Origin of the sequence: Polaromonas sp. (assembly GCF_010365105.1) — a bacterium.
Classification (GTDB): domain Bacteria; phylum Pseudomonadota; class Gammaproteobacteria; order Burkholderiales; family Burkholderiaceae_C; genus Polaromonas.
This window is the reverse complement of sequence record NZ_JAAFGZ010000007.1, coordinates 166838-190819: the sequence shown is the minus strand read 5'-3', so window position 1 is coordinate 190819 and position 23982 is coordinate 166838. Positions and strand designations below refer to the sequence as shown.

Genomic DNA, 23982 nt, shown 5'->3' with positions numbered 1-23982 from the left:
CTTGCCGCAACGCCACTCCACGGGACGCTGCGCACTGCCGAGCCGTGTTCAGGCGACCGCGATATCGGCCAAGAGGGTTGTCATTTGCATATATTCGCCTGCAGCCGGCAGCAGTTCGATGGCGATACCGGGATGCGCGGACCTGATGTCCTCGATCAGCAACGGCAGGTCTTCACGCGCATGCTTGCCAACCCCCAGAAAGAGCGGAAAAACCCTCAATTCCCCGGCGCCCGCCGCCATGAGGTCGGCAGCTGCTTCGGGCAGTGAAGGCGTGCAGATTTCCAGATAGGCGCAGCGCACGAGGACGCCAGGCTGCCGTGCCCTGATCTGTGCAGCGACCGCTTCAATCGGCAAGCGCCACAGCGGATCGCGCGAACCATGGGCAAACAGGACAATGCCGCGTGGCGTGGGGAGTGTGGAGGGCATAAGTCGTTGGAAAATGAAAGGACTCAAGTTGTTGGAAAAGCGAAAGGCACGGATGGGCTGTCAGCGCCTGAGCACCAGCCAGCCGAAGGCACCCATGGAAACGGCCATGTAGATCAGTCCCGGAGTGGCCGCTGCCAGCCAGGGCTGCCAGTTGCGCAGGTTGCCGATGTAGCCGAATACATTGTTGAGCAGGAAAAAACTGATGCCGATCATGACGCCGGCAAACACATAGGCAGTGATCCCGCCAGAGCGGAAATGCAGGTAGGCAAAAGGCAGGGCCAGCATCACCATGACCAGGCAGCTGAGCGGATAGAACACCTTGCGCCAGAACTCGATTTCGTAACGCTGCGATGTCTGGCCGTTGGCTTCCAGATGGCGGATGTAATTGAACAGGTCGATCGTGGCCATCCGGTCGGGCCGCAACAGCGCGACAGACACCATTTCGGTGCTGATTTCGGTGGGCCAGCGAAAGCTGGCAACGGCGCTGCGGCTGACTTTGGCCTGCTGCGGGGCCGCATTGACGCTGGCGGAGACATCGAACTCTGTCCTCATGGCATTGCTCAGCAGCCAGGCAGTTTTTGATGAAAACGCTGCCTTGGGCGCTTCGGTCGTCGAGACGATCAGGCCCTTGCTGTCGAACTCGTAAATACGAACGCCATGCATTTCGTTGTCAGGCGACAACTCGCTGACGTTCACAATAAAGCTGCTGCTGGCCTGCTTTTCCTTCAGCCAGGCGCCGGTCTGGCCAACCGTGATCTTGCTCTGGTAGCGCGCCTTGAGCAATTGCGCGGCGCGTTCGCTGACCGGCGAAATGTAGTCGCCCACGACAAAGCTCAGCGCGACGAAAAAGGCGCCCAGCCACAGCAGCAGCTTGAGCGCCCGCCAGGGGCCGAGGCCGCTGGTGCGCAGGATCGTGTATTCCGAGCTTTGGGCCAGGCGTGCCATGACGAAAATACTGCCAATCAGCACCGAAATGGGCAGGAGTTCGTACAGGTGGTTGGGAATCAAGAGGGCGACATACAGCAGCGCATGCCTGATCTGGTAGGTGCTGTCGCCCACCAGGCCGTTGTTTTTCCCCAGGTACTGCAGTTCATCAACCAGGTCGAAGAAAAAGAACAGGGCCAGAAAACCCAGTGCCACCAGGGCGATCGAGGTAAAAACTTCGCGGTAGATGAGGCGCCGTATGGTCTTCATGCCCGTCCTCCGGCCTGAACCGGGGATACCGGAGCAAGTGCGCGGTGCGTGCGCCCGAAGCGCCAGTTCAGGTGCCGCTTGGCCAGCCATGCCAGCGCCAGCAGCAAAACCCCGCCATGCAGAAGCAGCAAAAGAGGGCCAAAACCGATCAGTCCGACAAAGATCCAGTTTTGCCCCAGATTGACCAGGTTGTTGTAAACCACGAAGGCCAGCACGACAAAAATCATGTTGCTGCTGCGCCCACCGCGCGGGTTGACGCTGGACAGTGCCAGCGCCACCACCACCAGGTTGATGGCGGACAAGGCTAGGCCCAGCCGCCATCCCAACTCGCCCAGGTTGCTGCGCGTTGGCTCCTTGATCAGCGCGCGGCTGGACATCAGCTTGGCCTCCGGCGGCGTTTCGCCCAACAGTCCGGAGCTGCCGGTCTTGACGCCGTATTCCTTGAAGTCGCTGATCTTGAGCGCTGACTTGCCAATCTCGTTCTCCAGCCGCTGGCCGTTGGAAAGCATCAGGAACTGCGCATCGCCACGGCTTTCAATGCGGCCGGACTGCGCGGTGGTGACCGAGCTTTTCCCCTTTTCAGTGGCGGCGATGAAGACGTTGTTGCTGGCTTTCTCGCCGGCCAGTTCGCGGTCGATGAAAAACACCCGGTTGCCGCTGGAGGATTCCTGAAAGACGCCGGGTGTGATGCGGTCCAGGTCGCCGCGTTGCTCGTAGCGGCTTTGCATGTCCCTGGTTTGCTGGTTGGTCCAAGGCCAGACAAAAATTGCCATGAGGCTGATGACCATCAGCACCGGCCAGGAAAAGTGAAACAATGGCCGCAAAAAGCCCGCCAGTCCCTGGCCGCTGGTGAACCACACGACCATTTCGCTGTCGCGGTACATGCGGGTCAAGGTGCTGACCAGGGCGATGAAAAGGGCAAGCGTCAGGATGGTCGGCAGGCGACCCAGGCCTGAATACGCCATATAGAGCATCACGTCCTGCGGGCTGATGGAGCCGCGCGACGCCTGTCCCAGGGTGCGTATCAGCACGATGGTCATAACGATGGTGACCAGCACCACCAGCGTGGCGCCGAAACTGCGCGCCAGTTCCTTGCGGATTGAAGATTGGAATAACATTGACTGGATGGCTGCCTTGCTCGGCTGTATTTTGTGTAAGCTGGTTTTTCTACCCAACCCTGAATTATGGACTTTGAACTTAAAACCCTGAACCGTGCCCTTGTCTGCAGTGAAAAAGCCGATGCGCTGATGGTGCTGGTCCCTGAAGGCCTTGCGGCAGGAGGCGACGCTTTGTCCGTCCTTGCCGCATTGGCCATCAAGTCCGGTGATCTGGAACTCAAGCCGGGCAAGCTGCTGAACGCCTACCGCTCACCGGGCATCGAGGCCACGCGGGTGGTGCTGGTCGGCGCAGGCGATGCCAGCGAAAAAAACGTCCGTACGGCTGTCAATGCCGCCATGGGCGTGCTGAAGACCAGCAATGCACAGCGCGCCGTTCTTTTCCTTGGCTTGCTGGACAACGTCCAGCCCGAGACCGTGCGCGCCGCTGTCGTCGCCTGTGCCGAGGCCAGCTATGCCTACAGCACCACCAAGTCCAAGCCCGTAGCGGCAAAACTGCAGCAGGTGACCATTGCCGTTGAAAACGTTGCAGCCGTGCAATCAGGTTTTGACAAGGCCATCGCACTCGTCAAGGGCATCGAACTGGCCAAGGAATGGGCCAACCGGCCCGCCAACCATGCCACGCCGACCTTGCTGGCGGGCGCGGCCAAAGAGCTTGGAAAGCTGCGCGGCATCAAGACCGAAGTGTTGGGCCACAAGGAGGTTGAAAAGCTCGGCATGGGCGCATTCCTGGCGGTGGCGCAGGGCACGGCCGAACCACTGCGCTTCATCGTGCTGCGCTACGACGGCGGTGCCAAGGACGAAGCGCCCGTGGTGTTGATTGGCAAGGGCATCACCTTTGACACCGGCGGCATCTCGATCAAGCCAGCCACCGAAATGGACGAAATGAAATTCGACATGTGCGGCGCTGCCAGCGTGCTGGGCACGTTCCGGGCGCTGGCAGAATTGCAGCCGGCGCTCAACGTGGTGGGGCTGATTCCAGCGTGCGAAAACATGCCGGGTGACAAAGCCGTCAAGCCCGGTGACGTGGTGACCAGCATGAGCGGACAAACCATTGAAATTCTCAACACCGATGCCGAAGGGCGCCTGGTGTTGTGCGATGCCTTGACCTATGCGGCGCGCTTCAACCCCAGAGCCGTGGTGGATATCGCCACGCTGACAGGCGCATGCGTGGTGGCGCTCGGTAACGTGCGGAGCGGGCTTTTTTCAAGCAACGAGGCATTGGCCGAATCGCTGGCCCGGGCCGGCGACACCTCGCTCGACCTGTGCTGGCGCATGCCGCTGGACGACGACTATGCGGATGGCCTGAAAACCCATTTTGCCGACGTTGCCAATGTGGCCGGCCGTGCCGGTGGCGCGGTGACGGCCGCCAAGTTCCTGCAGCGCTTTGCGGCCGACTTTGCCTGGGCACATCTGGACATTGCCGGCACCGGTTGGAAAAGCGGCCAGGCCAAGGGCGCCACCGGCCGTCCTGTGCCGCTATTGCTGGACTTTCTGCTGGCACAGGTGACGTCCGCATCCATGGCGCCAGCGGCGCCCAAGGCAAAAGCATCCAAAGGACGCGCACCCGCCGCTAAAACCCGGGCATGACCGACATCGCCTTTCATTTCAATGCGGCCGACAAGCTGGCTTACGGCTGCCGGCTGCTGCGAAAAATCTACCTGAGCGGCGCGAAAGTGGCGGTCACGGCCGAGCCGGCCATGCTGGCCCGACTCGACGAGTTGCTGTGGACTTTTTCTGCGGCTGATTTCGTGCCGCATTGCACGGCGGCTGCATCGCCCGCCACGCTGGCGCTCACGCCAGTCGTGCTGGCGGCTTCGCCTGCCGGTTATGCGCAGCAGGGCATCCTGGTGAACCTGGGGCATGCGCTTCCTGCAGGGTTTGAGGGGTTTGAACGCTTGATCGAAGTGGTTTCGCTGTTACCGGAAGATGCGCAGGCCGGGCGCAGCCGGTGGAAGCATTACGCGGCTCGCGGCTATACGCTGAAAAGGCACGACCTGGCCCAGCGGGCCGCAGGCGCACCATGAACCGTTTGTCAGGGCCGCCGGTGCACGTGCCCACGCTGACCGACATCGTTCATCCGGCGTCTTCCCAAGAAATAGCAGATGAAGTCGCGGTGGCCGAAATGGCCGCCACAACAGACCTGCAGGCGTTGATGGTTCAGCGGGTGCTGCAGCGTATCGACGGGGTGCTGGAAAGGCGCCTGCATGAGGCCACCGAGCAACTGATCCGCGCGCATGTCCAGGCCCTGCTGCCACAGTTGCTGGATGAAATTGAGCGGGTGGTGCGTGAGTCGGTCAGCCAGGCGTTTGAGCGTGAAATGCTTGCATCACCGGTGCAGCCCGACAGCCAGAAACCCACCCTGTCGTGAACCCTGCCGGCAAAATTTCTTACAAAAAATTGCGCCATATCAGGGCAAACCCTCTGATCAAACACAACCTAGGGACGTTGCTATGGTGCAGGCCTAAAAATTGCGTTATGTTCTGCCCCGTTGAGTTAAAAAAATGTTCTCAACCTTCACAGGTAATTTTCTAACCGGAGTTTTTTTATGCAGATGAAATTGAAATTGACAGCGTTGGCAGCCCTTGCGATGGTGGGTGGCATGGCTTCGGCTCAGGATGCTGTCGTGAAAATTGGCCATGTGGCACCCATGTCCGGTTCACAGGCGCATTATGGAAAAGACAACGAAAACGGCGCACGCATGGCTGTTGAAGAGTTGAACACCCAGAACATTGTCATTGGCGGTAAAAAAATCAAGTTCGAACTGCTGGCTGAAGACGATGCCGCTGATCCAAAACAGGGCACGGCAGCCGCACAAAAACTGTGCGACTCCAAAGTTTCGGGCGTGGTCGGTCACCTGAATTCCGGCACGACGATTCCTGCTTCCAAGGTCTACAACGACTGCGGCGTTCCGATGGTGACGGGTGCGGCAACCAACCCCAACCTGACCAAGCCAGGCTACAAGACCACCTTCCGCATCATTGCGAACGACAACGCCCTTGGCGCGGGACTGGCTTTTTACGCAGCCGACGCACTGAAGCTGAAAAAAGTCGCCATCATCGACGACCGCACGGCCTACGGCCAGGGCGTTGCCGAAGTGTTCAAGAAGACAGCAATGGCCAAGGGCATGACCGTGGTTGACGAGCAGTTCACTACTGACAAGGCCACCGACTTCATGGCCATCCTGACCGCTGTCAAATCCAAAGCCCCTGACGCGATTTTCTTCGGTGGCATGGACCCCCAGGGCGGCCCGATGCTGCGCCAGATGGAGCAACTGGGCATGAGCAATGTCAAGTTCTTTGGCGGTGACGGCATTTGTACGGCAGAGCTGGCCAAACTGGCTGCCGGTGCGAAAACCATCGGCAACGTGGTCTGCGCTGAAGGCGGTGCATCCCTCGCCAAAATGCCAGGCGGCGAAGCCTGGAAAAAGCGTTATGACGCCAAGTACCCCAACCAGTTCCAGGTTTACAGCCCGTACACCTATGACGCAACCTACCTTCTGGTAGATGCCATGAAGCGTGCCAACTCGACCGATCCGAAGGTGTTCACGCCAGAGCTGATCAAGTCGAACTTCAAGGGTGTCACGACCACCATCGCCTTCGAGCCGAACGGCGAGTTGAAGAACCCCGCCATCACCTTGTATGTCTACAAGGACGGCAAGAAATCGGCCCTGAACTGACACCTGTCCTGGCCGATGCAGGCCAGTTGACCCGCTGACCCGTAAGCGGCAACAGTTCAATCCAAAACGCCCTGCGCAAGAAATTTGCGCAGGGCGTTTTTCAATTGAAGTTCATGGCCATCATTCGGCTTGCGTCAGGAACTGGCCAGCGCCATCGCCCGCTTTGCAATCACATCAATCAATTCCTGGGGATCGAAAGGCTTGGTCAGGTGCAGGTCGAAACCGGCTTGAAGCGCTTTCAGGCGGTCGTCTTCCTGACCCCAGCCTGTGGCCGCCACCAGCAGGGGAAAGTTTCCCTCGGGTTGCAAGCGTATGCGCTGCGCAACTTCATAGCCATTGAGGCCCGGCATTCCGATGTCAAGCACCATGACATCGGGTTTAAGCTCAATGGCCAGCGCAACAGCCTGAAGTCCATCCGGCGCCGTGACCACCGTGTAGCCATCCAGCCGGAGAAGTTCTGCCAGTGTTTCTGCGGAATCCCGGTTGTCATCGGCGATCAGGACCGTGAGGGGCTTGGCCGGGGTGACGGGCGTTTCAGTATTCTTATCCCTTGCATCCTCCGAGAAAGTGGTCGGACCACAGGGAATACAGACTTCAAACCGGCTGCCCAGACCGGGTCCGTCGCTGCGGGCTGAAATTTCGCCGCCATGCAGTTCGACCAGTCCCTTGGAAAGTGCCAGTCCGATTCCCAATCCGCCTTCCGACCGGTCAAGGGCGGTCTGCTCCTGAGCAAACATCTGAAACACCTTTTGCAGCGTGGCGGGGCTCATCCCGATGCCGTTGTCGGTCACGCCAAACACCAGCCGCGCGTCTGCAAGCCGGATGTCCAGGCTGATGATGCCCCCTGCGTCGGTGTACTTGGAGGCATTGTTCAGCAGGTTGGACAGAACCTGCGCCATTCGCACCGGGTCGGCTTCAATCCACAACGCGTTGTCTGGCAGCGCGATATTGAGGGTATGGTTCTTCGCGTCGATGCCGGGTTGTGCCGCTTCCACTGCGCTTTCAACCAGAGAGGCAATGTCCACCCTGGTCTTTTTCAGTTCCAGCCGGCGCTGCGTAATGCGTGCAATGTCGATCAGGTCATCAAGTAAAAGCGCCATGTGGCCTGCCTGGCGCTGGATGACGCGGGTGGCGCGTGTCCGTACGGCTTCGTCCGCTCCGGCAGTCACCAGCAGGCGGGCGGCAGTGCGAATGGGCGTGAGCGGGTTGCGCAGTTCATGCGCCAGGGTGGCCAGAAATTCGTCTTTCTGGCGGTCTGCATTGCGCAATGCATCGGCGGTCTTTCGGGCGTCCTCGATGTTGGTCGTGGTGCCAAACCAGCGAAGCACACCGCCATCGGCACCACGCTGGACGACTGCGCGGGTGATGAACCAGTGATAAATGCCATCGTGCCGCCGCAGGCGGTATTCCCCTTCCCATTCGCCGTTCTCCTTATCCGCCCGCCATGCTCCAGCGCTGTCGTCGGGATGAACGGCCGCCCGCCAGCCGGCACCCATCGCGTCCTGTGCATCCTGACCTGTGTAGCGTGTCCATTGCGAATTGAGCCGTTCAATGGCGCCGCCCGCGTCCGCTACCCAGGAAATCGCCGGAATGCTGTTGGAAAAAGCCAGCAGCGCTTCCTGGGCCTGGTGCTCCTGCGTAACGTCATAGCCCTGGACAAAAATGCCGTCAACCTGCCCGGACGAATCGACCAGGGGCTGGTAGACAAAATTAAGGTAGGTCTCGCTCAGGGGCGCTCCGCGTTCCCGCCCAAGCATGACTCGCATTGAATGACCGACATACGCCTCGCCGTTTTGGTAGACACGGTTCAACAATTCAATGAAGCCCTGACCAATCACTTCCGGCAAGGCTTCAGCCACTGACTTGCCCAGCACATCACGAAAGCCAGTCAGTTGAAGGTAGGACTGGTTGGCAATTTCAAACACATGGTCAGGGCCGCGGAGCACGGCAGTGAATCCGGGGGTCTGCCGAAACAGCGCCTGAAGCCTTTGCTGTTGAACGCGCTGCTGCTGTTCTGCCCGCACCATGGCGGTGGTTTCAACACAGGCGCAATAAATGCCTGCGGTCGTGTCTTCGTCGTCCAGCACCGGCGAGTAGGAAAAGGTGAACCAGGCGTCATCGTCAAAGCCATGGCGTCTCAGCCGGAGCGGCAGGTTTTCCATGTAGAAAGATTCGCCCCCGAGTGCGCGTTGCACCAGCGGCACCAGATCGTCATGCACTTCATGCCAGACTTCATAAAAGGGTTTTCCCAGTGCCGCCGGATGCTTGTCGCTCATTATTTCCGCATAGCTGTCGTTGTACAGCAATGCCAATGTCGGACCCCAGGCCACAAACATGGGAAAGGCCGAACCCAGCATCAGATGCACCACGGAGCGAAGCGACTGGGGCCACTGCTGGGGCGTGCCGAGCGAAAAGGTGGACCAGTCGTGGGTGCGCATTCGCTGAGCCATTTCGGTGTTGCCCGTAAGGAAGGGCAGCTGTTTTTTAGCCTTCATGACGGCAATTTTATCTGGCCCGACCCTCTGAAAATACAGGTTGTTGCGTTCGATCACTGCAGAATAAAGCGTGCCGGAATGTGGCACTATTTTTTTCAATGCAAGCCGTTCCGGCGCGTGGCTGCGCCCTTCCAACTCTTTTTCACAGGACAAGTGCATGCACATCGAACATATCGAACGTATTGGCCTGATCGGCTATGGCGAAGTCGGCAAGATCTTCAGCAGCGGCCTGAAGGACAAAGCCGGTGTGGCAGCATTGTCCGTCTGGGACCTGAAACTGGGCAATGCAGCAACGCAGGCGGCAGAGCTTTCCCACGCCGCAGCGGCTGGCGTGGCCACCCAACCATCGATGCAGGCACTGTGCGAGGCCAGCGAACTGGTGATTTCGGCCGTGACGGCATCGAACACGCTGGCTGTGGCGCAGGAAGCGGTACCTTTCATGCGCGTGGGCACGGTCTTTCTCGACCTCAATTCCGCTTCGCCCGGCACCAAGCAGCAATGTGCCGCCGTGCTGGAGGCTGCAGGTGCGCATTACGTTGAAGCTGGCGTCATGACCTCGGTTCCGCCCTACGGCATCCGGGTGCCAATGCTGCTGGGCGGAGCAAAGGCCGCCGAACTGGCGCCGCTTCTGGTCAGCTGGGGCATGGGTGCCAGGGCCGTGAGCGAACGGCTTGGCGTGGCCAGCGCGATCAAGATGTGCCGCAGCATCATGATCAAGGGGCTGGAGGCGCTGGTGATCGAGAGCTATGCAACGGCCCGCGCCTATGGCGTCGAGGACCAGGTGCTGCCGACACTGCAGGAAACCTTTCCGAGCATCGACTGGAGCGCGCAGGGCGCCTATTTCTTCAGCCGCGTGGTGCAGCACGGCCAGCGCCGCGCCGAAGAAATGCGCGAGTCGGCCAACACGGTGAGCGAGGCCGGGATCGAGCCGCTGATGGCGACAGCCATTGCCGCCAGGCACCAGTCGGTAGCCGATCAGGCCGGGGCAGGCTTGTTTGCCGGCCTGGACAAAGCTGCCTGCTGGCAGGACTATGCCGACCGGCTGCTGGCTGCCCGCCAGAAATGACAAACCGCCGCATTCCGCCCAGCGCCGCAGAGACTGTTTACTATCAAATTCATAGCTGAATGAGGAGGCGGAACGTGCGCAAGAGGCCAGTTTGATGCTTGAAATCAGTTGGCCGGTAAAAATGCAGGTGTTTTATGTTTCATCACGACAGGCCGGCCAGCAAGTCGCCGGAAATGATCCTCAGCACGCGGCCGCCCAGTAGTCCCGAGCGCTTTCACCCGATGCATCTTTGAAAACCCCCGGCGTTTCCAGGGAATGGCTGTACTTGAAATCGCACTATCGCTTTGAGGGCAGCTTGCGTTCTCAATCCGCCTTGACGCGGCCGGAGCTGATGACCGGTTTCCAGCGTGCGATCTCGGTCACGATCAGCTTGCCGAAGGCTTCTGGCGTGCCGGGGGTGGCCACTGCGCCTTCGGCGGCCAGCCGGTTCTTGAGTTCGGCGGACTTGAGCGCCAGGTTGATCTGCTCATTGAGCCGGCGAATGATGGCGTCAGGCGTGCCTGACGGAGCCACCACGCCGTACCACTGGTCGGCCTCAAAACCCGGGTAGCCGCTTTCAGCCACCGTCGGCACATCGGGCAGAGCGTCGAGCCGCTGCGGGCTGGACACCGCCAGGGCACGCAACTGGCCGTTCTTGAGCTGACCAATGACGGCTGGCGCGCCCGTGAACAGCAACTGGATCTGCCCGCCCATCAGGTCGGTCACGGCGGGTGCGGTGCCGCGGTAGGGAATGTGCAGCAGCGAGGTGCCGGTCTGGAGCTTGAAGTATTCGGTCGCCAGGTTGGCCGCGCTGCCGTTGCCGCCCGAGCCATAGTTCAACTGGCCCGGCCTGGCCTTGGCCAGCGCGACCAGATCCTTCAGGGTCTTGACCGGCACGGCTGGGTTGACCACCAGTACATTGGGCACCCGCGCAACCCAGGCCACCGGGGCGAAATCCTTTACCGGGTTGTAGGGCAGCTTCGGGTACAGGCTGGGGTTGACCGCCAGTGTGCCGATGTGGCCCATCAGCAGGGTGTAGCCATCGGCTGGCGCCTTGGCCACCTTGTCGGCGCCGATGGCGCCGCCGGCACCCGGAACGTTGTCCACCACCACGCTCTGGCCCCAGGCACGGGTCAGTTCCTGTCCGATGGCGCGCGCCAGAATGTCCGTGCTGCCGCCGGGGGTGAACGGAACCACCAGGCGGATGGGTTTCGAGGGATAGACGGCCGGCTGGGCCTGAACCGGCTGAATCAACCCTAAAGCTGAACAGATAATGGCTGTTGCGCTTATTCCATGAGCATGAGTAGCTATTGTTTTCATAGTAATTTCCATTTCAGGAAGTGCTGAGTTGCTGTCGGGCCAGGGTTTGTATAAGGGCCAGGGTAGCCTGCTGGGTCAGCGTGGCGGGTCGCACGGAACTGGTGACCAGCGACAGTCGGGTTCGCAGCAGTGGCTGGCAAATGGACCGCATGGTAAAGGCTGACGGCCGGACGGAACTGGCCACTGCATTGCGCGGCAGCAGGGCGCAGCCAGCGCCATCGGCCACCAGGTCCAGGATGGCGGAGACGCCGTCGATCTCCAGCGCAATCACGGGCCGGCAGCCAATACCCGCCATTTCCGCTTCGACGTGCATGCGAATCGCATTGGGCCGGCTGGGTATCACCAGCGGCAGCCTGGCCACCTTTTGGAGCGCCATCGGCGGCGGGGGCGGGTCTTCCAGCAAGCCGGGTGGCCGCGCCTGCACCAGCATCAGGTCTTCGTCGAGCAGATGCGCCAGTTCAATGCCGTCTGCTGGCTGCGCGTTGTAGAGCACCGCAATGTCGAGCCGGCCGTTGAGCAGCCATTCCTGCATCACCGCCGACAGGCCTTCGCTGATGGACAACCGGGCATCCGGCAGTTCCCGGCGAAAGGCACGCGTCAGCGGCACGGTCAGTACGCGTGCCAGCGTGGGCGGCAGGCCGATGGCGACGCGGCCGGCCAGCGAGCCGCGCACCCGGCCGAGTTCTTCGCGCGCGCGCTCGACTTGGTGCAGGATGCCGCGCCCATGCGAGAGCAGCAGCTTGCCGGCTTCGGTCGGTGTCGCGCCGCGCCCGTTGCGCACCAGCAGGCTCTGGTGCAACTCGACCTCCAGCAGCCGCACTTGCCGGCTGAGCGCTGGCTGCGCCACATCCAGCGCAATGGAGGCGCGGGTAAAACTGCCAAGTTCGGCGACGCGTACAAAATATTCAAGCTGTTTAAGGTCCACGGCATGAGTTTATTGCCATATCCGATCACCTGATATGCTGGCTTGCTATAGCTGTTAGTGAGCGTCCGGCCTGTCGCAACGCTGGCCAAGTCCGGACAATTGCCTTCCATCAGCATTCCGAGGAGACAAGACCCATGACATCCCAGACGGCAATTCCCTGCCTGTTCATGCGCGGAGGCACTTCCAAAGGGCCGTTTTTCAACGCGGTCGACCTGCCCGCCGACATTCCCACCCGCGACAAGGTGCTGCTGGCCGTCATGGGCTCGCCTGACAAGCGCCAGATCGACGGCCTGGGCGGCGCGCATCCGCTGACCAGCAAGGTGGGCATCGTGCGCAAAAGCACCACGCCCGGCGTCGACCTCGACTTTTTGTTTGCGCAGTTGCAGCCCGACAAGGACACGGTCGATACCTCGCCCAACTGCGGCAACATGCTCGCCGCCGTCGTGCCATTCGCACTGGAAACCGGCATGGTGCAGCCGCAAGGCACCGGGCCAGAGGGCACCAGCACCTACCGCGTGCTGACCCTGAACACCGACATGCAGTGCGACGTGACGGTGCAGACGCCCGGCGGCGAAGTGCACTACGAAGGCAGCGCGCGCATCGACGGCGCGCCCGGCACGTCTGCGCCCATCACCGTCAATTTTCTGGATACAGCGGGTTCCGTCTGCTCTGGCCTGCTGCCCACCGGCCAGGTGCTGGACCGCGTCAAGGTGGAAGGCGAGGGCTTCGCGCCTTTTGAAATCGACGTGACCTGCATCGACAACGGCATGCCGCTGGTGCTGATGCGCGCCGCCGACATGGGCCGCACCGGCTACGAAACCGCCGCCCAACTGAACGCCGACACCGACCTGAAAATCCGCCTCGAAGCCTTGCGCCTGAAAACCGGCCAGGTCATGGGGCTGGGCGACGTGACGAAAAAAACCTATCCGAAGATGACGCTGATCGCCGCGCCACGGGACGGGGGCAGCCTGAGCACGCGCAGTTTCATTCCGCATGTCTGCCACGACGCCATTGGCGTGCTGGCCGCCGTGACTGTGGGCACGGCTTGCGTGCTTGAGGGTTCGGTCACGCAAGGCATTGCCGTCATGCCGTCCGGCAACCCCAAGACGATTTCTGTGGAACATCCGACTGGCGAATTCAGTGTGGAACTGGGCATCGACCCGGCCAATCCGCAAAACGTCACCCGCGCGGCCTTGCTGCGCACGGCGCGCCTGCTGATGCGCGGCGACGTCATGGTTCCGCGTTCGGTGTGGACGCGTCCCGCCACGATCTGAAAGTCACCTGCCATGAAACCCATCGCTTCCCCCACCGCCGACCGCCGTGTCGATGTGCAGACTTTTCTCAACGAAAACAAGTTTTCCGGCTACCAGTGGCTGATTTTCGGCCTGTGCTTTGTCATCGTGCTGCTGGACGGGTTTGACACCGCCGCCATCGGCTTCATTGCGCCTTCGCTGGTCAATGAGTGGGGCGTGTCCAAGCCGGCGCTGGCCCCTGTATTGAGTGCTGCGCTGTTTGGCTTGGCGGCCGGCGCGCTGTCGGCCGGACCACTGGCTGACCGGCTGGGCCGCAAGCGGGTGCTGGTCGGCTCGGTGCTGGTGTTTGGCATCGCCTGCCTGGGCTCGGCCTTTGCCGGCGACCTGACGCAACTGACCGTGCTGCGGTTTCTGACTGGCATCGGCCTGGGTGCGGCCATGCCCAACGCCGTCACGCTGATGAGCGAATACTGCCCGAACCAGCGCCGCGCGATGCTGACCAATGCCATGTTTTCCGGCTTTCCGCTGGGCGCGGCCTTTGGCGGCTTTCTGGCATCGTGGATGATTCCGCAGTTTGGCTGGCGCAGTGTGCTGGTGCTGGGGGGCGTGACGCCGCTGCTGCTGGTCGTGGTGATGGTGCTGTTGTTGCCCGAATCCGTGCGCTACATGGTCGCCAAAGGCCAGCCGGTCGAGCGCATTCGTGCGGTGTTGATGCGTATTTCTGCCACGGCCCAGCAGGCCCAGTCCTTCTTCATGACCGAAACCAAGGCGTCGGTTGAAGGCCAGAGCGGTTTGGGCGTGGTGTTGTCGCCAGCCTACCGGGTGGGCTCGCTGATGCTGTGGCTGGCTTACTTCATGGGGCTGGTGATTTTCTATGCGCTGATCAACTGGATGCCGATTTTGTTCAGGGAAGCCGGCATTGCTCCCAAGGATGCGACCCTGATCGCCGCGCTGTTCCCGCTGGGCGGTGTGGGCGCGATTTTCTTTGGCTGGTTGATGGATCGTTTCAATGGCAACAAGATCATCGCCGTGGGCTATGCGCTGACCGCCGTATCGATTTTTGCGATTGGCCAGGTGGCTGGCAATGTGGGCATGCTGGTGCTGGTCGTGTTTGTGGCGGGCACCATCATGAACACGGCCCAGTCGTCCATGCCCGCGCTGGCCGCCGGTTACTACCCGACGCAAGGCCGCGCCACTGGCGTCGCCTGGATGCTGGGCATTGGCCGGTTTGGCGGCATTGCCGGCTCTTTCCTGGTCGCTGAACTGGCGCGTCGCCACCTGGACTTTGCCACCATCTTCATGGTGATTGCCGTTCCCGGTGTGATTGCTGCGATTGCATTGCTGGTCAAGCAGCGTGTGCATCCGGAAGTTCCCTCGGCCCGTGCTGACGCCAAATGCGCAGCGCTGGCCCACTGAATCTGCCCCTCATTGACACCATAAGGAGACCTCATGATCATCGATTGCCACGGCCACTACACCACCGCCCCGAAAGCGCTGGAAAACTGGCGCAACCAGCAAATTGCCAACCTCAATGACCCGGCCAACGGGCCCAAGGTGTCCGACTTGAAAATCAGCGACGACGAACTGCGCGAGTCCATCGAGAGCAACCAGTTGCGCCTGATGAAGGAACGCGGCTCGGACCTCACCATCTTCAGCCCGCGCGCCAGCTTCATGGCGCACCACATTGGCGACTTCAACACCTCCAGCACCTGGGCCGCCATCTGCAACGAGCTGTGCTACCGCGTGAGCCAGCTGTTTCCCGACCATTTCATTCCTGCCGCCATGCTGCCGCAGTCGCCGGGTGTGGACATCCAGTCGTGCATTCCCGAGTTTGAAAAGTGCGTCAAGGAATACGGCAATGTCGGCATCAACCTGAACCCCGATCCATCCGGCGGCCACTGGACCAGCCCGCCCTTGAGCGACAAATACTGGTACCCGATCTATGAAAAGATGGTCGAGTACGACATTCCGGCCATGGTCCACGTGTCCACCAGCTGCAACGCCTGCTTTCACACCACCGGCGCGCATTACCTGAACGCCGACACCACCGCTTTCATGCAGTGCCTGACCAGCGAGCTGTTCAAGGAGTTTCCGACACTCAAGTTCCTGATTCCGCACGGCGGCGGTGCAGTGCCTTACCACTGGGGACGTTTCCGGGGACTGGCGCAGGAGCTGAAAAAGCCGTTGCTCGAAGAGCATTTGCTGAACAACATTTTCTTTGACACCTGCGTTTATCACCAGCCGGGCATTGATTTGCTCAACACCGTGATCCCGGTCAAGAACGTGTTGTTTGGCTCGGAGATGATTGGTGCGGTGCGCGGCATTGACCCGCAAACCGGCAATTATTACGACGACACCAAGCGCTACATCGAAGCGTCAAAAATCCTCAGTGACGACGACCGTTTCCAGATTTACGAAGGCAATGCCCGGCGCGTGTTCCCGCGCCTGGATGCTGCGCTCAAACTGAAAGGCCAATAAACCATGACCCTCAACCAACTGGGCGTTGTCAAACGCAACATCGTTCGCGCCGACAATGCTGCGGTCGAAAAACTCTCTAAATTCGGCGTCGCCACCATCCACGAGGCGATGGGCCGTGTCGGCCTGATGAAGCCCTATATGCGGCCCATTTACAAGGGCGCGAAGATCTGCGGCACGGCCGTCACCATCTTGCTGCAGCCCGGCGACAACTGGATGATGCACGTCGCCGCCGAGCAATTGCAGCCCGGCGACGTGGCCGTGGCCGGCTGCACCACCGACAACTTCGACGGGTTTTTTGGCGATCTGCTGGCGACCTCATTCCAGGCACGCGGTGCCAAAGGATTGATCATCGACGCCGGTGTGCGCGACATTGACGAGCTGGAAAAGATGGGCTTCCCGGTGTTCAGCCGCGCCATCCACGCCAAGGGCACGATCAAGGCGACGCTGGGGTCGGTGAATATTCCGGTGATCTGCGCCGGTGCGCTGGTCAATCCCGGTGACGTGGTGATTGCCGACACCGATGGCATCGTGGTCGTGCCCGCCGCCATCGCCCAGCAAGTGGCTGATGCCGCCGAAGCCCGCGAAAGCTTTGAAGGCGAAAAGCGCGCCAAGTTTGAGGCCGGCGTGTTGGGGCTGGACATGTACAAGATGCGAGAGCCGCTGGAAAAAGCCGGCCTCAAGTACATCGACTGAAAGCACCGTCATGACAAAACCTACCACGGGTGATTTCACCAAGACCTCCGGCTGGCTCGACTGGTATGCCGGGCCGTCAAAACCTGTATTCAAATTGCCAGCCGGCGCGGTCGATGCGCACTGCCATGTGTTCGGCCCTGGCGCTGAATTTCCTTACGCGCCCGAGCGCAAGTACACGCCTTGCGATGCAAGCAAGGCCGAGTTGTATGCGCTGCGCGACCACCTCGGTTTTGCCCGCAATGTGGTCGTTCAGGCCACTTGCCACGGTGCCGATAACCGCGCCATGGTCGATGCGTTGGTCAGTTCGGGCGGCAAGGCGCGTGGCGTGGCCACCGTCAAGCGCAGCGTGACTGATGAAGAACTGCAGGCCATGCATGCGGCTGGTGTGCGCGGCGTGCGCTTCAATTTCGTCAAGCGGCTGGTCGATTTCACGCCCAAGGAAGAACTGATTGAAATTGCCAATCGCATCAAGCCGCTGGGCTGGCATGTGGTGATTTATTTTGAGGCGGTGGACTTGCCCGAGCTGTGGGACTTCTTCACCACGCTGCCGACTGATGTGGTGGTCGATCACATGGGCCGGCCCGATGTCAGCCAGCCGGTCGATGGCCCGGAGTTTGAATTGTTCGTCAGGTTCATGCGCGAACACCCGAACGTCTGGAGCAAGGTCAGCTGCCCCGAGCGCCTGTCGCTCACCGGCCCGAAAGCGTTGAACGGCGAGCAGAACGCTTATACCGATGTGATTCCGTTCGTCAGGCGCGTCGTCGAAGAGTTTCCGGACCGCGTGCTGTGGGGCACCGACTGGCCGCACCCGAACCTGAAAGACCACATGCCCGACGACGGCTTGCTGGTTGATTTCATCCCGCACATCGCCACCACGCCCAAACTGCAGCACAAGCTGCTGGTCGACAACCCTATGCGCCTTTACTGGCCCGAAGAAATGAAAGGCTGATCATGTCGCTGCAAAAAAACTACCTCGACGTTCCCGGCACCACTATTTTTGATGCCGAGCAAAGCCGCAAGGGCTACCACCTGAACCAGTTTTGCATGTCGCTGATGAAAGCCGCCAATCGCGAGCGTTTCAAGGCTGACGAGCGGGCGTATCTGGACGAGTGGGCCATGACAGAAGACCAGAAACTGGCCGTGCTGGCCAGAGACCTGAACCGCTGCATTGCGCTGGGCGGAAACATCTATTTCCTCGCCAAGATCGGTGCGACTGACGGCCTGAGCTTCCAGCAGATGGCGGGTTCCATGACCGGCATGACCGAAGAGGAATACCGCGACATGATGATTGCGGGCGGTCGTTCCGCCGAAGGCAACCGCGTGGTCGGCGAAGACGGCAACGCACAGGCCCAGCACCAGCCGCAAGGCCAGTCACACAAGAAAGCGAGCGCCTGAATGGCCAAGATCACCGCCAGCGTTTACACCTCTCATGTGCCGGCCATTGGCGCCGCGCTGGATCTGGGCAAGAGCAACGAGCCGTATTGGCAACCCGTGTTCAAGGGTTACGACTTTGCCAAGCAGTGGATCAAGGACAACCCGCCCGATGTCATTTTTCTGGTTTACAACGACCATGCTACGGCTTTCAGTCTGGACATGATTCCGACTTTTGCCATCGGTACGGCGGCCGAGTTTCAGCCGGCTGATGAAGGCTGGGGACCGCGTCCGGTGCCCACGGTTATCGGCCACCCCGAACTGGCCGCGCACATCGCGCAGTCGGTGATTCAGGACGACTTTGATCTGACCATCGTCAACAAGATGGATGTGGATCATGGCCTCACGGTGCCGCTCAGCCTGATGTTCGGTCAGCCCCCGGCGGATGATTTCCGCTGGCCATGCCCGGTGATTCCGTTTGCCGTCAACGTGGTGCAGTACCCGGTGCCTTCAGGCAAGCGCTGCTTCAACCTGGGCAAGGCGATTCGCAAGGCGGTGGAGTCGTTCGATCAGCCGCTCAATGTGCAGATCTGGGGCACGGGCGGCATGAGCCACCAGTTGCAGGGGCCGCGCGCGGGGCTGATCAACAAGGAATTCGACAATGCCTTCCTTGACCGTTTGATCAACGACCCTGAAGGCCAGGCCAGCGTGCCGCATATCGACTACGTACGCGAAGCCGGTTCCGAAGGCATTGAGCTCGTCATGTGGCTGATTGCGCGCGGCGCAATGGATGACATCGACCCGGCACCGCTGGGTGCCGCAACGCCGGATGCTACTAAAAACAGAGTTGCCAGCGCCCACCCAGTATGCGTAAAGCAGCGTTTTTACCATATACCTGCCTCCAACACGGCTGTCGGTCATCTGATTTTGGAGAATTCCTGAGATCGTGCGGGACGGACCCAATGGACACGCAGTGCCATTGGCTCGGTCCTCACCGAATCAGATTCGTAATTTGAACGGAGTGAACAAATAATGAGCAAAACCATCAAAGTTGCGCTGGCGGGCGCTGGCGCTTTCGGCATCAAGCACCTGGACGGCATCAAGAACATTGACGGCGTCGAAGTCGTTTCGCTGATCAGCCGCGATCTTGGCAAGACGCAGCAAGTCGCTGATCAATACGGCATCCAGCATGTCTCGACGGACCTGGCCGACGCGCTGGCCTTGCCAGAAGTCGATGCTGTCATCCTTTGCACCCCGACGCAAATGCATGCCGGGCAGACGCTGGCTTGCCTGCGGGCCGGCAAGCATGTGCAGGTCGAGATTCCGCTGGCTGACAACTTGAAGGGCGCTGAAGAAGTGGTGGCCCTGCAAAAGGAAACCGGCCTGGTCGCCATGTGCGGCCACACCCGCCGCTTCAACCCCAGCCATCAGTACGTGAACCAGCAAATCACGGCGGGCAAGTTCAACGTGCTGCAGATGGATGTGCAGACCTACTTTTTCCGCCGCACCAACACCAACGCGCTGGGCCAGGCGCGCAGCTGGACTGACCATTTGCTGTGGCACCATGCCGCGCACACCGTGGACCTGTTTGCCTACCAGGCCAACAGCCCGATCGTGCAGGCGAATGCCGTGCAGGGGCCGATTCATCCGGTGCTGGGCATTGCGATGGACATGTCGATCCAGCTCAAGGCGGCCAGCGGCGCCATCTGCACGCTGAGCCTCAGCTTCAACAACGACGGCCCGCTGGGCACCTACTTCCGCTACATCGGCGACACGGCGACGTACCTGGCGCGCTACGACGACCTGTTCACCGGCAAGGAAGAAAAAATCGACGTCAGCCAGGTTGCCGTCAGCATGAACGGCATCGAACTGCAGGACCGCGAGTTCTTCTCGGCGATCAAAGAAGGCCGCGAGCCGAATGCCAGTGTCGCCAAGGTGTTTGCCTGCTACCAGGTGCTGGATCAGCTGGAAAAGCAGCTCAACGCCAGCGCCTGATGGGCCACGCATCCAACCTGACCTGAAGGATCAACCCGGAATAAAGGGACGGATCATCGGACGCGATGCGTTTGTGTGATCCAGCCCTTTGTTTTTAACCTCAGCAATGTAATCTACAAGTTAAATACCATGGAATATCGACAACTTGGACCTTTCAGCGTTTCTGCCATCAGCCTGGGATGCATGAACCTCAGCCATGCCTACGGCGCGCCGGTTTCGGCAGAGCAGGGCGAGCGCGTGCTGCTGGCTGCCCTGGATGCCGGCGTGACGATGTTCGACACGGCGGCGCTCTACGGCTTTGGCGCCAATGAAACGCTGGTCGGCAACGTGCTGTCACGGCACCGCAGCCGCTTCACCCTGGCCAGCAAGTGCGGCATGACCGGCGTGGATGTAGCGGGCGACGGCAAACTTGTGCGCGTGATCGACGGCCGGCCCGAAACCATTCGCGCTACATGCGAAGCCGCGCTCAAGCGCCTGAAGACCGATGTGATCGACCTGTATTACCTGCATCGCTGGGACAAGCAGGTGCCGATTGAAGACAGCGTGGGCGCCTTGGCCGAACTGGTGGCTGCCGGGAAGATTCGCACCATCGGCCTGAGTGAGGTGTCGGCCGCCACGCTGCGCCGCGCGTATGCCGTGCATCCGGTCACTGCCGTGCAAACCGAGTATTCGCTCTGGACGCGCAACCCCGAAATCGGCGTGTTGGATGCCTGTCGTGAGTTGGGCGTTGCCTTTGTCGCCTTCAGCCCGGTGGCGCGCGGGTTTCTGTGCGGAGGACTTCAGGACCTCAACACGCTGGACGCCAAAGACATCCGCCGCAGCATGCCGCGGTTCCAGCCCGGCAACCATGCGGCCAACCTCAAGTTGTTGCCCGCCTATCAGGCCATCGCACAGGAAGCCGGCTGCACGCCTGCCCAGCTGGCGCTGGCCTGGCTGCTGCACCAGGGCGAGCACATCATCCCGATTCCCGGCACGACACGCGTGGAGCATCTGCATGAGGACCTGGGCGCAGTGAATATCAGTCTCGGCGCCGACACCCTGCAGCGCCTGAACGCCCTGATCAACGAAAAAACCGTGGCAGGCAATCGCTACACCGACCAGGCCAGTCGCGAGGTGGATACCGAAAGCTTTTAGCAGCTTCCATTTTGATGCTATCGAAATAGAAGCTGATGATGCAGACAGGGATTGAGCAAATGGCTTATTTCATCAATATTTCAGGCTAGAGCCGGGTTCACGGGATCCCTGCGGCGCCGACCAGCACGGCGTGCTCCTTCGCACCGGCTCTCGAATGCCTCTGCCCATGGGGCGTACCGGCCAAAGTCGCTCAGGCGCATCCCCATTTTTATGTGCTCGCCTGGCCTCTTTTGCTTCAAAGTGTGATCTGCCTGTGCTGTGCTTTCTGCGGCGCGCTATGGTGCGTGCATGAACATTACCAAGCGTCATGGCGTTATATTCGCAGCAGGGCTTGTGCTCGTTGCCATGGTTGTGGCTGTCGCCTGGCGCGTGGTCGATTCGCGCCCGGCCTCGAAAATGGAGAATGCTGCACCTGAATTGCAATCTTCTGCACTGATCGCATCCCCGCAAGCCTTTACCTGTCAAGTCCAGCCAACCATTGCGGCGGTCAGCGAAAAGGATGGCCAATTTCCCTTTCAGCCCGATCTCTCTGGTTTGAGCGCCAACGAGATTGGCTCTTTCATCGTCATTGGCAAGGAATCGGCATCCGCTGGCCGGCCGCGCGACGCTGAAACCGCCTTCCTCATGGCGTGCCGGCTGGCGGAAAAATTCAGGGGAACGGGTTCGCTGGAGATCGCTGATGCCAAGTACCAACTGGGCTGGCACTATGCGGCTATCGCCAGGCAGGGCTCCGACGGATCTTCTGCCGACATCCGTGCAGTGCTGCTGGAACGCGTGCAGCTTTTGTATCCGGACAGTCTGGGTGTTTATCAGGCCAAATTCGGTGATACCCACGAAAAGTCCCTCCTCGCCGCAGAAGGAATGGCGTGGGTGCGGCAGACGCTGGCGCAGGCAGCACCCTTGTCCGTGCCAAGCGTTTCGGTAGCGGCGGGCAGGGCCAGCGAACCCGTCAGGGCGGCCGTGGCGGGACATTCGGCTGCTACTCCTGCACGCGGATTGACGCCACGCAAAGCCAAGCTTGCAAAGGCTGCTTCGCCACCTCGTCAGGGACCCAACCCGGCTGCCAGCATCCAGCCCAGTTTTGATTGCAGACGGGCGCGTTCAAAACCCGAGAAGCTGATCTGTTCCGATGCAGAGCTTGCCGAGCTTGACCGCGAACTGGGCCGGGTCTATGCCCGTGCAAGAAAAGCCACATCCGACCGAACCGCCTTTCAGCGCCAGCAGAACCAGGAATGGCTGCGGCGCGAATCAAGCTGCCGCGACCGCGATTGCCTGCTGCGCTGGTATGAAGTCAGACGCGATCAGCTGATGAACGAAATAGAAGGCCGGCGCCAGTCGTCGGCGACGGCTTCCCGTTAGATCGCCCTGTCGCTGACCGGACCACAAACTTTTTAGACCCAAAAAAGCCTGTTCCGCAAGCTGAGTATGTACTGGAAGCTATTAATTGAGGAGCAAAAAAGAGGAATTTCTTGCCTGCCGTGGTCGCCAGCAACCCCCCTTTGCGCAGGCTGAGCCGCACGAATCACGGTTCACAAAGCGCAGCCAGATACTTTTTTTGCATTGACACGCGATGGCCGACGGATGAAGACCGGGGGATGTCGGCAGCTTTTTGGTCATGTAGTGGGGATGACCAACGTGACTCCAGGGTTTTCTACACAGTGTCGGGCTGGTGACTGAGCCGCCATTGCCCTGGTTCGATCGGCAGAAACGCTTCGACAGCGGCAGTTGCAATGACATGGGTTGTGTTCTGCTCCAAATCGTGGACGTTGAGCCCGCCATGGACTGCGGTGACTTCGGCGCGCCCGCGTGGCAGTTCCGCGCAGACCCGGGCAATGTCCACCTGGTCGGGTTCCTGCACGCCAATGGTGACTTGCACGCGCATCTCTCGGTGGTCGTAGCCGAGCGACTTGAACAATACGATGGAAGAGTGGTGCAAGGCGTCTTGCACCGCCCTGCACGCGGCTTTGGTGTAATCCATGCCGTAAAGGTCATTGCCAGTGCCCATTTCCAGGATGATGCGCTTCTCAGTCATGGGCGAGCTCCATGTCAAACGAGACCATGACTGCCGCATTGGCGATCACACTCCAGCCATCCTTGTCGCGACGGGGGATGTCAAGACCGCCCTTGACCACGCTCACGGCCGGCTGTCCGTAGGGAAATATTTTCAGCAGGGCTGCGCTGTCCACCAGTTCAGGTTGCTGCACACCGATCTCGACGTTGATGATCATCATTTCCCGGGGGAAGCCGAACGCATCGGCCACATTCAATGCGTTGTGCCACAGCGCATCGCGAATGGCGCGCGCGGCAGCTTCGGTGTAGTTGCGGCTGCGAATCGAGGTTCCCATACCGAATTGCGTGACGACCCGTTTCATAACCATGGAGAATGTCCTGTCAAAAAAAAGTAGGTGAAAAAGTGTCGCGGGCAGACGGTGCCAGTGATGTGGGCGCTGGCCTGCGTCAAGGGACTTGGTGATGACGGACCACGAAATGTTTGGTGGTGGGCTCGATCACTTCCCAACAACCGCTGAATCCGTTGGGAATCACAAAGGCATCACCGGTTTTAAATGATCGGATCGTTCCATCGTCGCCAATCAGGCGTACGTGGCCCGACACGATATGGCAGAACTCGTCGCGATGGGTGAAGGCACGCCATTTTCCGGGCGTGCTGGTCCAGGTGCCCGACACCATCTCGCCCGCACCGTCGGTGAAAAAGACGGTGCTCTCGTGGTGCGGGTCGCCCTGCAGCACGCGATCGGGCAGGTCGCGCAGGCGCCTGGTCTCATGTTCACCCTTGTCGTGCTGGAAGTCGATCACCTGAGTGTCCTGGGTCATGTGTTGCTCTGTGTGTTGTGAGGTGTG

24 protein-coding genes are annotated in these 23982 nt (G+C 60.5%); 15 read left to right on the top strand and 9 right to left on the bottom strand.

Features of this window, described 5'->3' with window-relative positions; genetic code table 11:
* Positions 1-48: 48 nt before the first annotated feature.
* The 3 genes from GZ092_RS06725 to lptF are packed head-to-tail and all read right to left on the bottom strand — an operon-like array spanning position 49 to position 2738.
* A complete protein-coding gene (locus GZ092_RS06725; protein ID WP_293635627.1) occupies positions 49-426 on the bottom strand; it encodes a CbiX/SirB N-terminal domain-containing protein in 378 nt (125 codons plus the stop codon).
* 60 nt (positions 427-486) lie between these two features.
* Entirely contained in the window at positions 487-1620 is a 1134-nt protein-coding gene (lptG, locus tag GZ092_RS06720; RefSeq protein ID WP_293635548.1) for an LPS export ABC transporter permease LptG, read from the bottom strand.
* Positions 1617-2738 carry an LPS export ABC transporter permease LptF gene (gene lptF, locus GZ092_RS06715; protein WP_293635546.1) on the bottom strand — a complete coding sequence of 374 codons (1122 nt, stop codon included), beginning with the start codon at positions 2736-2738 and terminating at the stop codon, positions 1617-1619. Before lptF ends, lptG begins: the two co-directional genes overlap by 4 nt.
* Before the next feature lie 66 nt (positions 2739-2804).
* Here lptF and GZ092_RS06710 point away from each other — a divergent pair, with 66 nt between their 5' ends.
* From GZ092_RS06710 to GZ092_RS06695, 4 genes are all read left to right on the top strand, one after another.
* Positions 2805-4325, top strand: a complete 1521-nt coding sequence (locus GZ092_RS06710) for a leucyl aminopeptidase (protein WP_293635544.1) — start codon at positions 2805-2807, stop codon at positions 4323-4325.
* Positions 4322-4762 (top strand): DNA polymerase III subunit chi, encoded by a 441-nt coding sequence (locus tag GZ092_RS06705; protein WP_293635542.1) that lies wholly within the window; start codon positions 4322-4324, stop codon positions 4760-4762. Before GZ092_RS06710 ends, GZ092_RS06705 begins: the two co-directional genes overlap by 4 nt.
* Positions 4759-5106 (top strand): hypothetical protein, encoded by a 348-nt coding sequence (locus GZ092_RS06700; RefSeq protein ID WP_293635540.1) that lies wholly within the window; start codon positions 4759-4761, stop codon positions 5104-5106. The genes GZ092_RS06705 and GZ092_RS06700 overlap by 4 nt, the downstream gene beginning before the upstream one ends.
* A 177-nt stretch (positions 5107-5283) precedes the next feature.
* Positions 5284-6414 carry a branched-chain amino acid ABC transporter substrate-binding protein gene (locus tag GZ092_RS06695; RefSeq protein ID WP_293635538.1) on the top strand — a complete coding sequence of 377 codons (1131 nt, stop codon included), beginning with the start codon at positions 5284-5286 and terminating at the stop codon, positions 6412-6414.
* Positions 6415-6548: 134 nt separating this feature from the next.
* Here the strand turns inward: GZ092_RS06695 and GZ092_RS06690 are convergent, their stop codons facing one another.
* A complete protein-coding gene (locus tag GZ092_RS06690; RefSeq protein ID WP_293635537.1) occupies positions 6549-8909 on the bottom strand; it encodes a response regulator in 2361 nt (786 codons plus the stop codon).
* A gap of 157 nt (positions 8910-9066) precedes the next feature.
* Here GZ092_RS06690 and GZ092_RS06685 point away from each other — a divergent pair, with 157 nt between their 5' ends.
* Positions 9067-9975 carry a DUF1932 domain-containing protein gene (locus tag GZ092_RS06685; protein ID WP_293635536.1) on the top strand — a complete coding sequence of 303 codons (909 nt, stop codon included), beginning with the start codon at positions 9067-9069 and terminating at the stop codon, positions 9973-9975.
* Positions 9976-10278: 303 nt separating this feature from the next.
* Here the strand turns inward: GZ092_RS06685 and GZ092_RS06680 are convergent, their stop codons facing one another.
* Both GZ092_RS06680 and GZ092_RS06675 read right to left on the bottom strand, forming a co-directional pair.
* Positions 10279-11208 carry a tripartite tricarboxylate transporter substrate binding protein gene (locus GZ092_RS06680; protein WP_293635535.1) on the bottom strand — a complete coding sequence of 310 codons (930 nt, stop codon included), beginning with the start codon at positions 11206-11208 and terminating at the stop codon, positions 10279-10281.
* Positions 11209-11287: 79 nt separating this feature from the next.
* Positions 11288-12199 carry a LysR substrate-binding domain-containing protein gene (locus GZ092_RS06675; protein WP_293635534.1) on the bottom strand — a complete coding sequence of 304 codons (912 nt, stop codon included), beginning with the start codon at positions 12197-12199 and terminating at the stop codon, positions 11288-11290.
* 134 nt (positions 12200-12333) lie between these two features.
* Between GZ092_RS06675 and GZ092_RS06670 the strand changes: the two genes are divergently transcribed.
* From GZ092_RS06670 to GZ092_RS06625, 10 genes are all read left to right on the top strand, one after another.
* Positions 12334-13473 carry a 4-oxalomesaconate tautomerase gene (locus tag GZ092_RS06670; RefSeq protein ID WP_293635533.1) on the top strand — a complete coding sequence of 380 codons (1140 nt, stop codon included), beginning with the start codon at positions 12334-12336 and terminating at the stop codon, positions 13471-13473.
* A gap of 12 nt (positions 13474-13485) precedes the next feature.
* On the top strand, positions 13486-14868 hold the full coding sequence (locus GZ092_RS06665; RefSeq protein WP_293635532.1) for an MFS transporter: 1383 nt from the start codon (positions 13486-13488) through the stop codon (positions 14866-14868).
* 33 nt (positions 14869-14901) lie between these two features.
* Positions 14902-15930, top strand: a complete 1029-nt coding sequence (locus tag GZ092_RS06660; protein ID WP_293635531.1) for an amidohydrolase family protein — start codon at positions 14902-14904, stop codon at positions 15928-15930.
* 3 nt (positions 15931-15933) lie between these two features.
* Positions 15934-16623: a 4-carboxy-4-hydroxy-2-oxoadipate aldolase/oxaloacetate decarboxylase gene (gene ligK, locus GZ092_RS06655; protein ID WP_293635530.1), complete on the top strand. Its 690-nt coding sequence runs from the start codon at positions 15934-15936 to the stop codon at positions 16621-16623.
* A gap of 10 nt (positions 16624-16633) precedes the next feature.
* The gene (locus GZ092_RS06650) at positions 16634-17572 is read left to right on the top strand and encodes an amidohydrolase family protein (RefSeq protein WP_293635529.1); all 939 of its coding nucleotides are present in this window, start codon (positions 16634-16636) and stop codon (positions 17570-17572) included.
* Positions 17573-17574: 2 nt separating this feature from the next.
* Entirely contained in the window at positions 17575-18018 is a 444-nt protein-coding gene (gene ligA, locus GZ092_RS06645; RefSeq protein WP_293635528.1) for a protocatechuate 4,5-dioxygenase subunit alpha, read from the top strand.
* A complete protein-coding gene (locus GZ092_RS06640) occupies positions 18019-18936 on the top strand; it encodes a class III extradiol dioxygenase subunit beta (RefSeq protein WP_293635527.1) in 918 nt (305 codons plus the stop codon).
* 90 nt (positions 18937-19026) lie between these two features.
* The gene (locus tag GZ092_RS06635) at positions 19027-19989 is read left to right on the top strand and encodes a Gfo/Idh/MocA family oxidoreductase (RefSeq protein WP_293635526.1); all 963 of its coding nucleotides are present in this window, start codon (positions 19027-19029) and stop codon (positions 19987-19989) included.
* Positions 19990-20118: 129 nt separating this feature from the next.
* Complete coding sequence (locus GZ092_RS06630; protein WP_293635525.1) at positions 20119-21123, top strand: aldo/keto reductase; 1005 nt, start codon at positions 20119-20121, stop codon at positions 21121-21123.
* Positions 21124-21468: 345 nt separating this feature from the next.
* The gene (locus tag GZ092_RS06625; RefSeq protein ID WP_293635524.1) at positions 21469-22482 is read left to right on the top strand and encodes a hypothetical protein; all 1014 of its coding nucleotides are present in this window, start codon (positions 21469-21471) and stop codon (positions 22480-22482) included.
* Between the two features lie 292 nt (positions 22483-22774).
* Here the strand turns inward: GZ092_RS06625 and GZ092_RS06620 are convergent, their stop codons facing one another.
* The 3 genes from GZ092_RS06620 to GZ092_RS06610 form a co-directional block, all read right to left on the bottom strand.
* A complete protein-coding gene (locus GZ092_RS06620) occupies positions 22775-23155 on the bottom strand; it encodes a Lin0512 family protein (RefSeq protein WP_293635523.1) in 381 nt (126 codons plus the stop codon).
* Positions 23148-23501 (bottom strand): Lin0512 family protein, encoded by a 354-nt coding sequence (locus GZ092_RS06615; RefSeq protein ID WP_293635522.1) that lies wholly within the window; start codon positions 23499-23501, stop codon positions 23148-23150. Before GZ092_RS06615 ends, GZ092_RS06620 begins: the two co-directional genes overlap by 8 nt.
* Positions 23502-23580: 79 nt before the next feature.
* A complete protein-coding gene (locus GZ092_RS06610; RefSeq protein WP_293635521.1) occupies positions 23581-23955 on the bottom strand; it encodes a cupin domain-containing protein in 375 nt (124 codons plus the stop codon).
* Between the last annotated feature and the right edge of the window lie 27 nt (positions 23956-23982).

Bases quoted from the DNA above. Each gene is read 5' to 3' on its own strand.
- GZ092_RS06705 (WP_293635542.1), top strand. From the start codon at position 4,322: ATGACCGACATCGCCTTTCATTTCAATGCGGCCGACAAGCTGGCTTAC.
- lptF (WP_293635546.1), bottom strand. From the start codon at position 2,738: ATGTTATTCCAATCTTCAATCCGCAAGGAACTGGCGCGCAGTTTCGGC.
- GZ092_RS06625 (WP_293635524.1), top strand. From the start codon at position 21,469: ATGGTTGTGGCTGTCGCCTGGCGCGTGGTCGATTCGCGCCCGGCCTCG.
- GZ092_RS06640 (WP_293635527.1), top strand. From the start codon at position 18,019: ATGGCCAAGATCACCGCCAGCGTTTACACCTCTCATGTGCCGGCCATT.
- GZ092_RS06615 (WP_293635522.1), bottom strand. From the start codon at position 23,501: ATGGTTATGAAACGGGTCGTCACGCAATTCGGTATGGGAACCTCGATT.
- ligA (WP_293635528.1), top strand. From the start codon at position 17,575: ATGTCGCTGCAAAAAAACTACCTCGACGTTCCCGGCACCACTATTTTT.
- GZ092_RS06700 (WP_293635540.1), top strand. From the start codon at position 4,759: ATGAACCGTTTGTCAGGGCCGCCGGTGCACGTGCCCACGCTGACCGAC.
- lptG (WP_293635548.1), bottom strand. From the start codon at position 1,620: ATGAAGACCATACGGCGCCTCATCTACCGCGAAGTTTTTACCTCGATC.
- GZ092_RS06695 (WP_293635538.1), top strand. From the start codon at position 5,284: ATGCAGATGAAATTGAAATTGACAGCGTTGGCAGCCCTTGCGATGGTG.
- ligK (WP_293635530.1), top strand. From the start codon at position 15,934: ATGACCCTCAACCAACTGGGCGTTGTCAAACGCAACATCGTTCGCGCC.
- GZ092_RS06635 (WP_293635526.1), top strand. From the start codon at position 19,027: ATGAGCAAAACCATCAAAGTTGCGCTGGCGGGCGCTGGCGCTTTCGGC.
- GZ092_RS06650 (WP_293635529.1), top strand. From the start codon at position 16,634: ATGACAAAACCTACCACGGGTGATTTCACCAAGACCTCCGGCTGGCTC.
- GZ092_RS06660 (WP_293635531.1), top strand. From the start codon at position 14,902: ATGATCATCGATTGCCACGGCCACTACACCACCGCCCCGAAAGCGCTG.
- GZ092_RS06610 (WP_293635521.1), bottom strand. From the start codon at position 23,955: ATGACCCAGGACACTCAGGTGATCGACTTCCAGCACGACAAGGGTGAA.
- GZ092_RS06725 (WP_293635627.1), bottom strand. From the start codon at position 426: ATGCCCTCCACACTCCCCACGCCACGCGGCATTGTCCTGTTTGCCCAT.
- GZ092_RS06620 (WP_293635523.1), bottom strand. From the start codon at position 23,155: ATGACTGAGAAGCGCATCATCCTGGAAATGGGCACTGGCAATGACCTT.
- GZ092_RS06690 (WP_293635537.1), bottom strand. From the start codon at position 8,909: ATGAAGGCTAAAAAACAGCTGCCCTTCCTTACGGGCAACACCGAAATG.
- GZ092_RS06710 (WP_293635544.1), top strand. From the start codon at position 2,805: ATGGACTTTGAACTTAAAACCCTGAACCGTGCCCTTGTCTGCAGTGAA.
- GZ092_RS06630 (WP_293635525.1), top strand. From the start codon at position 20,119: ATGGAATATCGACAACTTGGACCTTTCAGCGTTTCTGCCATCAGCCTG.
- GZ092_RS06670 (WP_293635533.1), top strand. From the start codon at position 12,334: ATGACATCCCAGACGGCAATTCCCTGCCTGTTCATGCGCGGAGGCACT.
- GZ092_RS06685 (WP_293635536.1), top strand. From the start codon at position 9,067: ATGCACATCGAACATATCGAACGTATTGGCCTGATCGGCTATGGCGAA.
- GZ092_RS06665 (WP_293635532.1), top strand. From the start codon at position 13,486: ATGAAACCCATCGCTTCCCCCACCGCCGACCGCCGTGTCGATGTGCAG.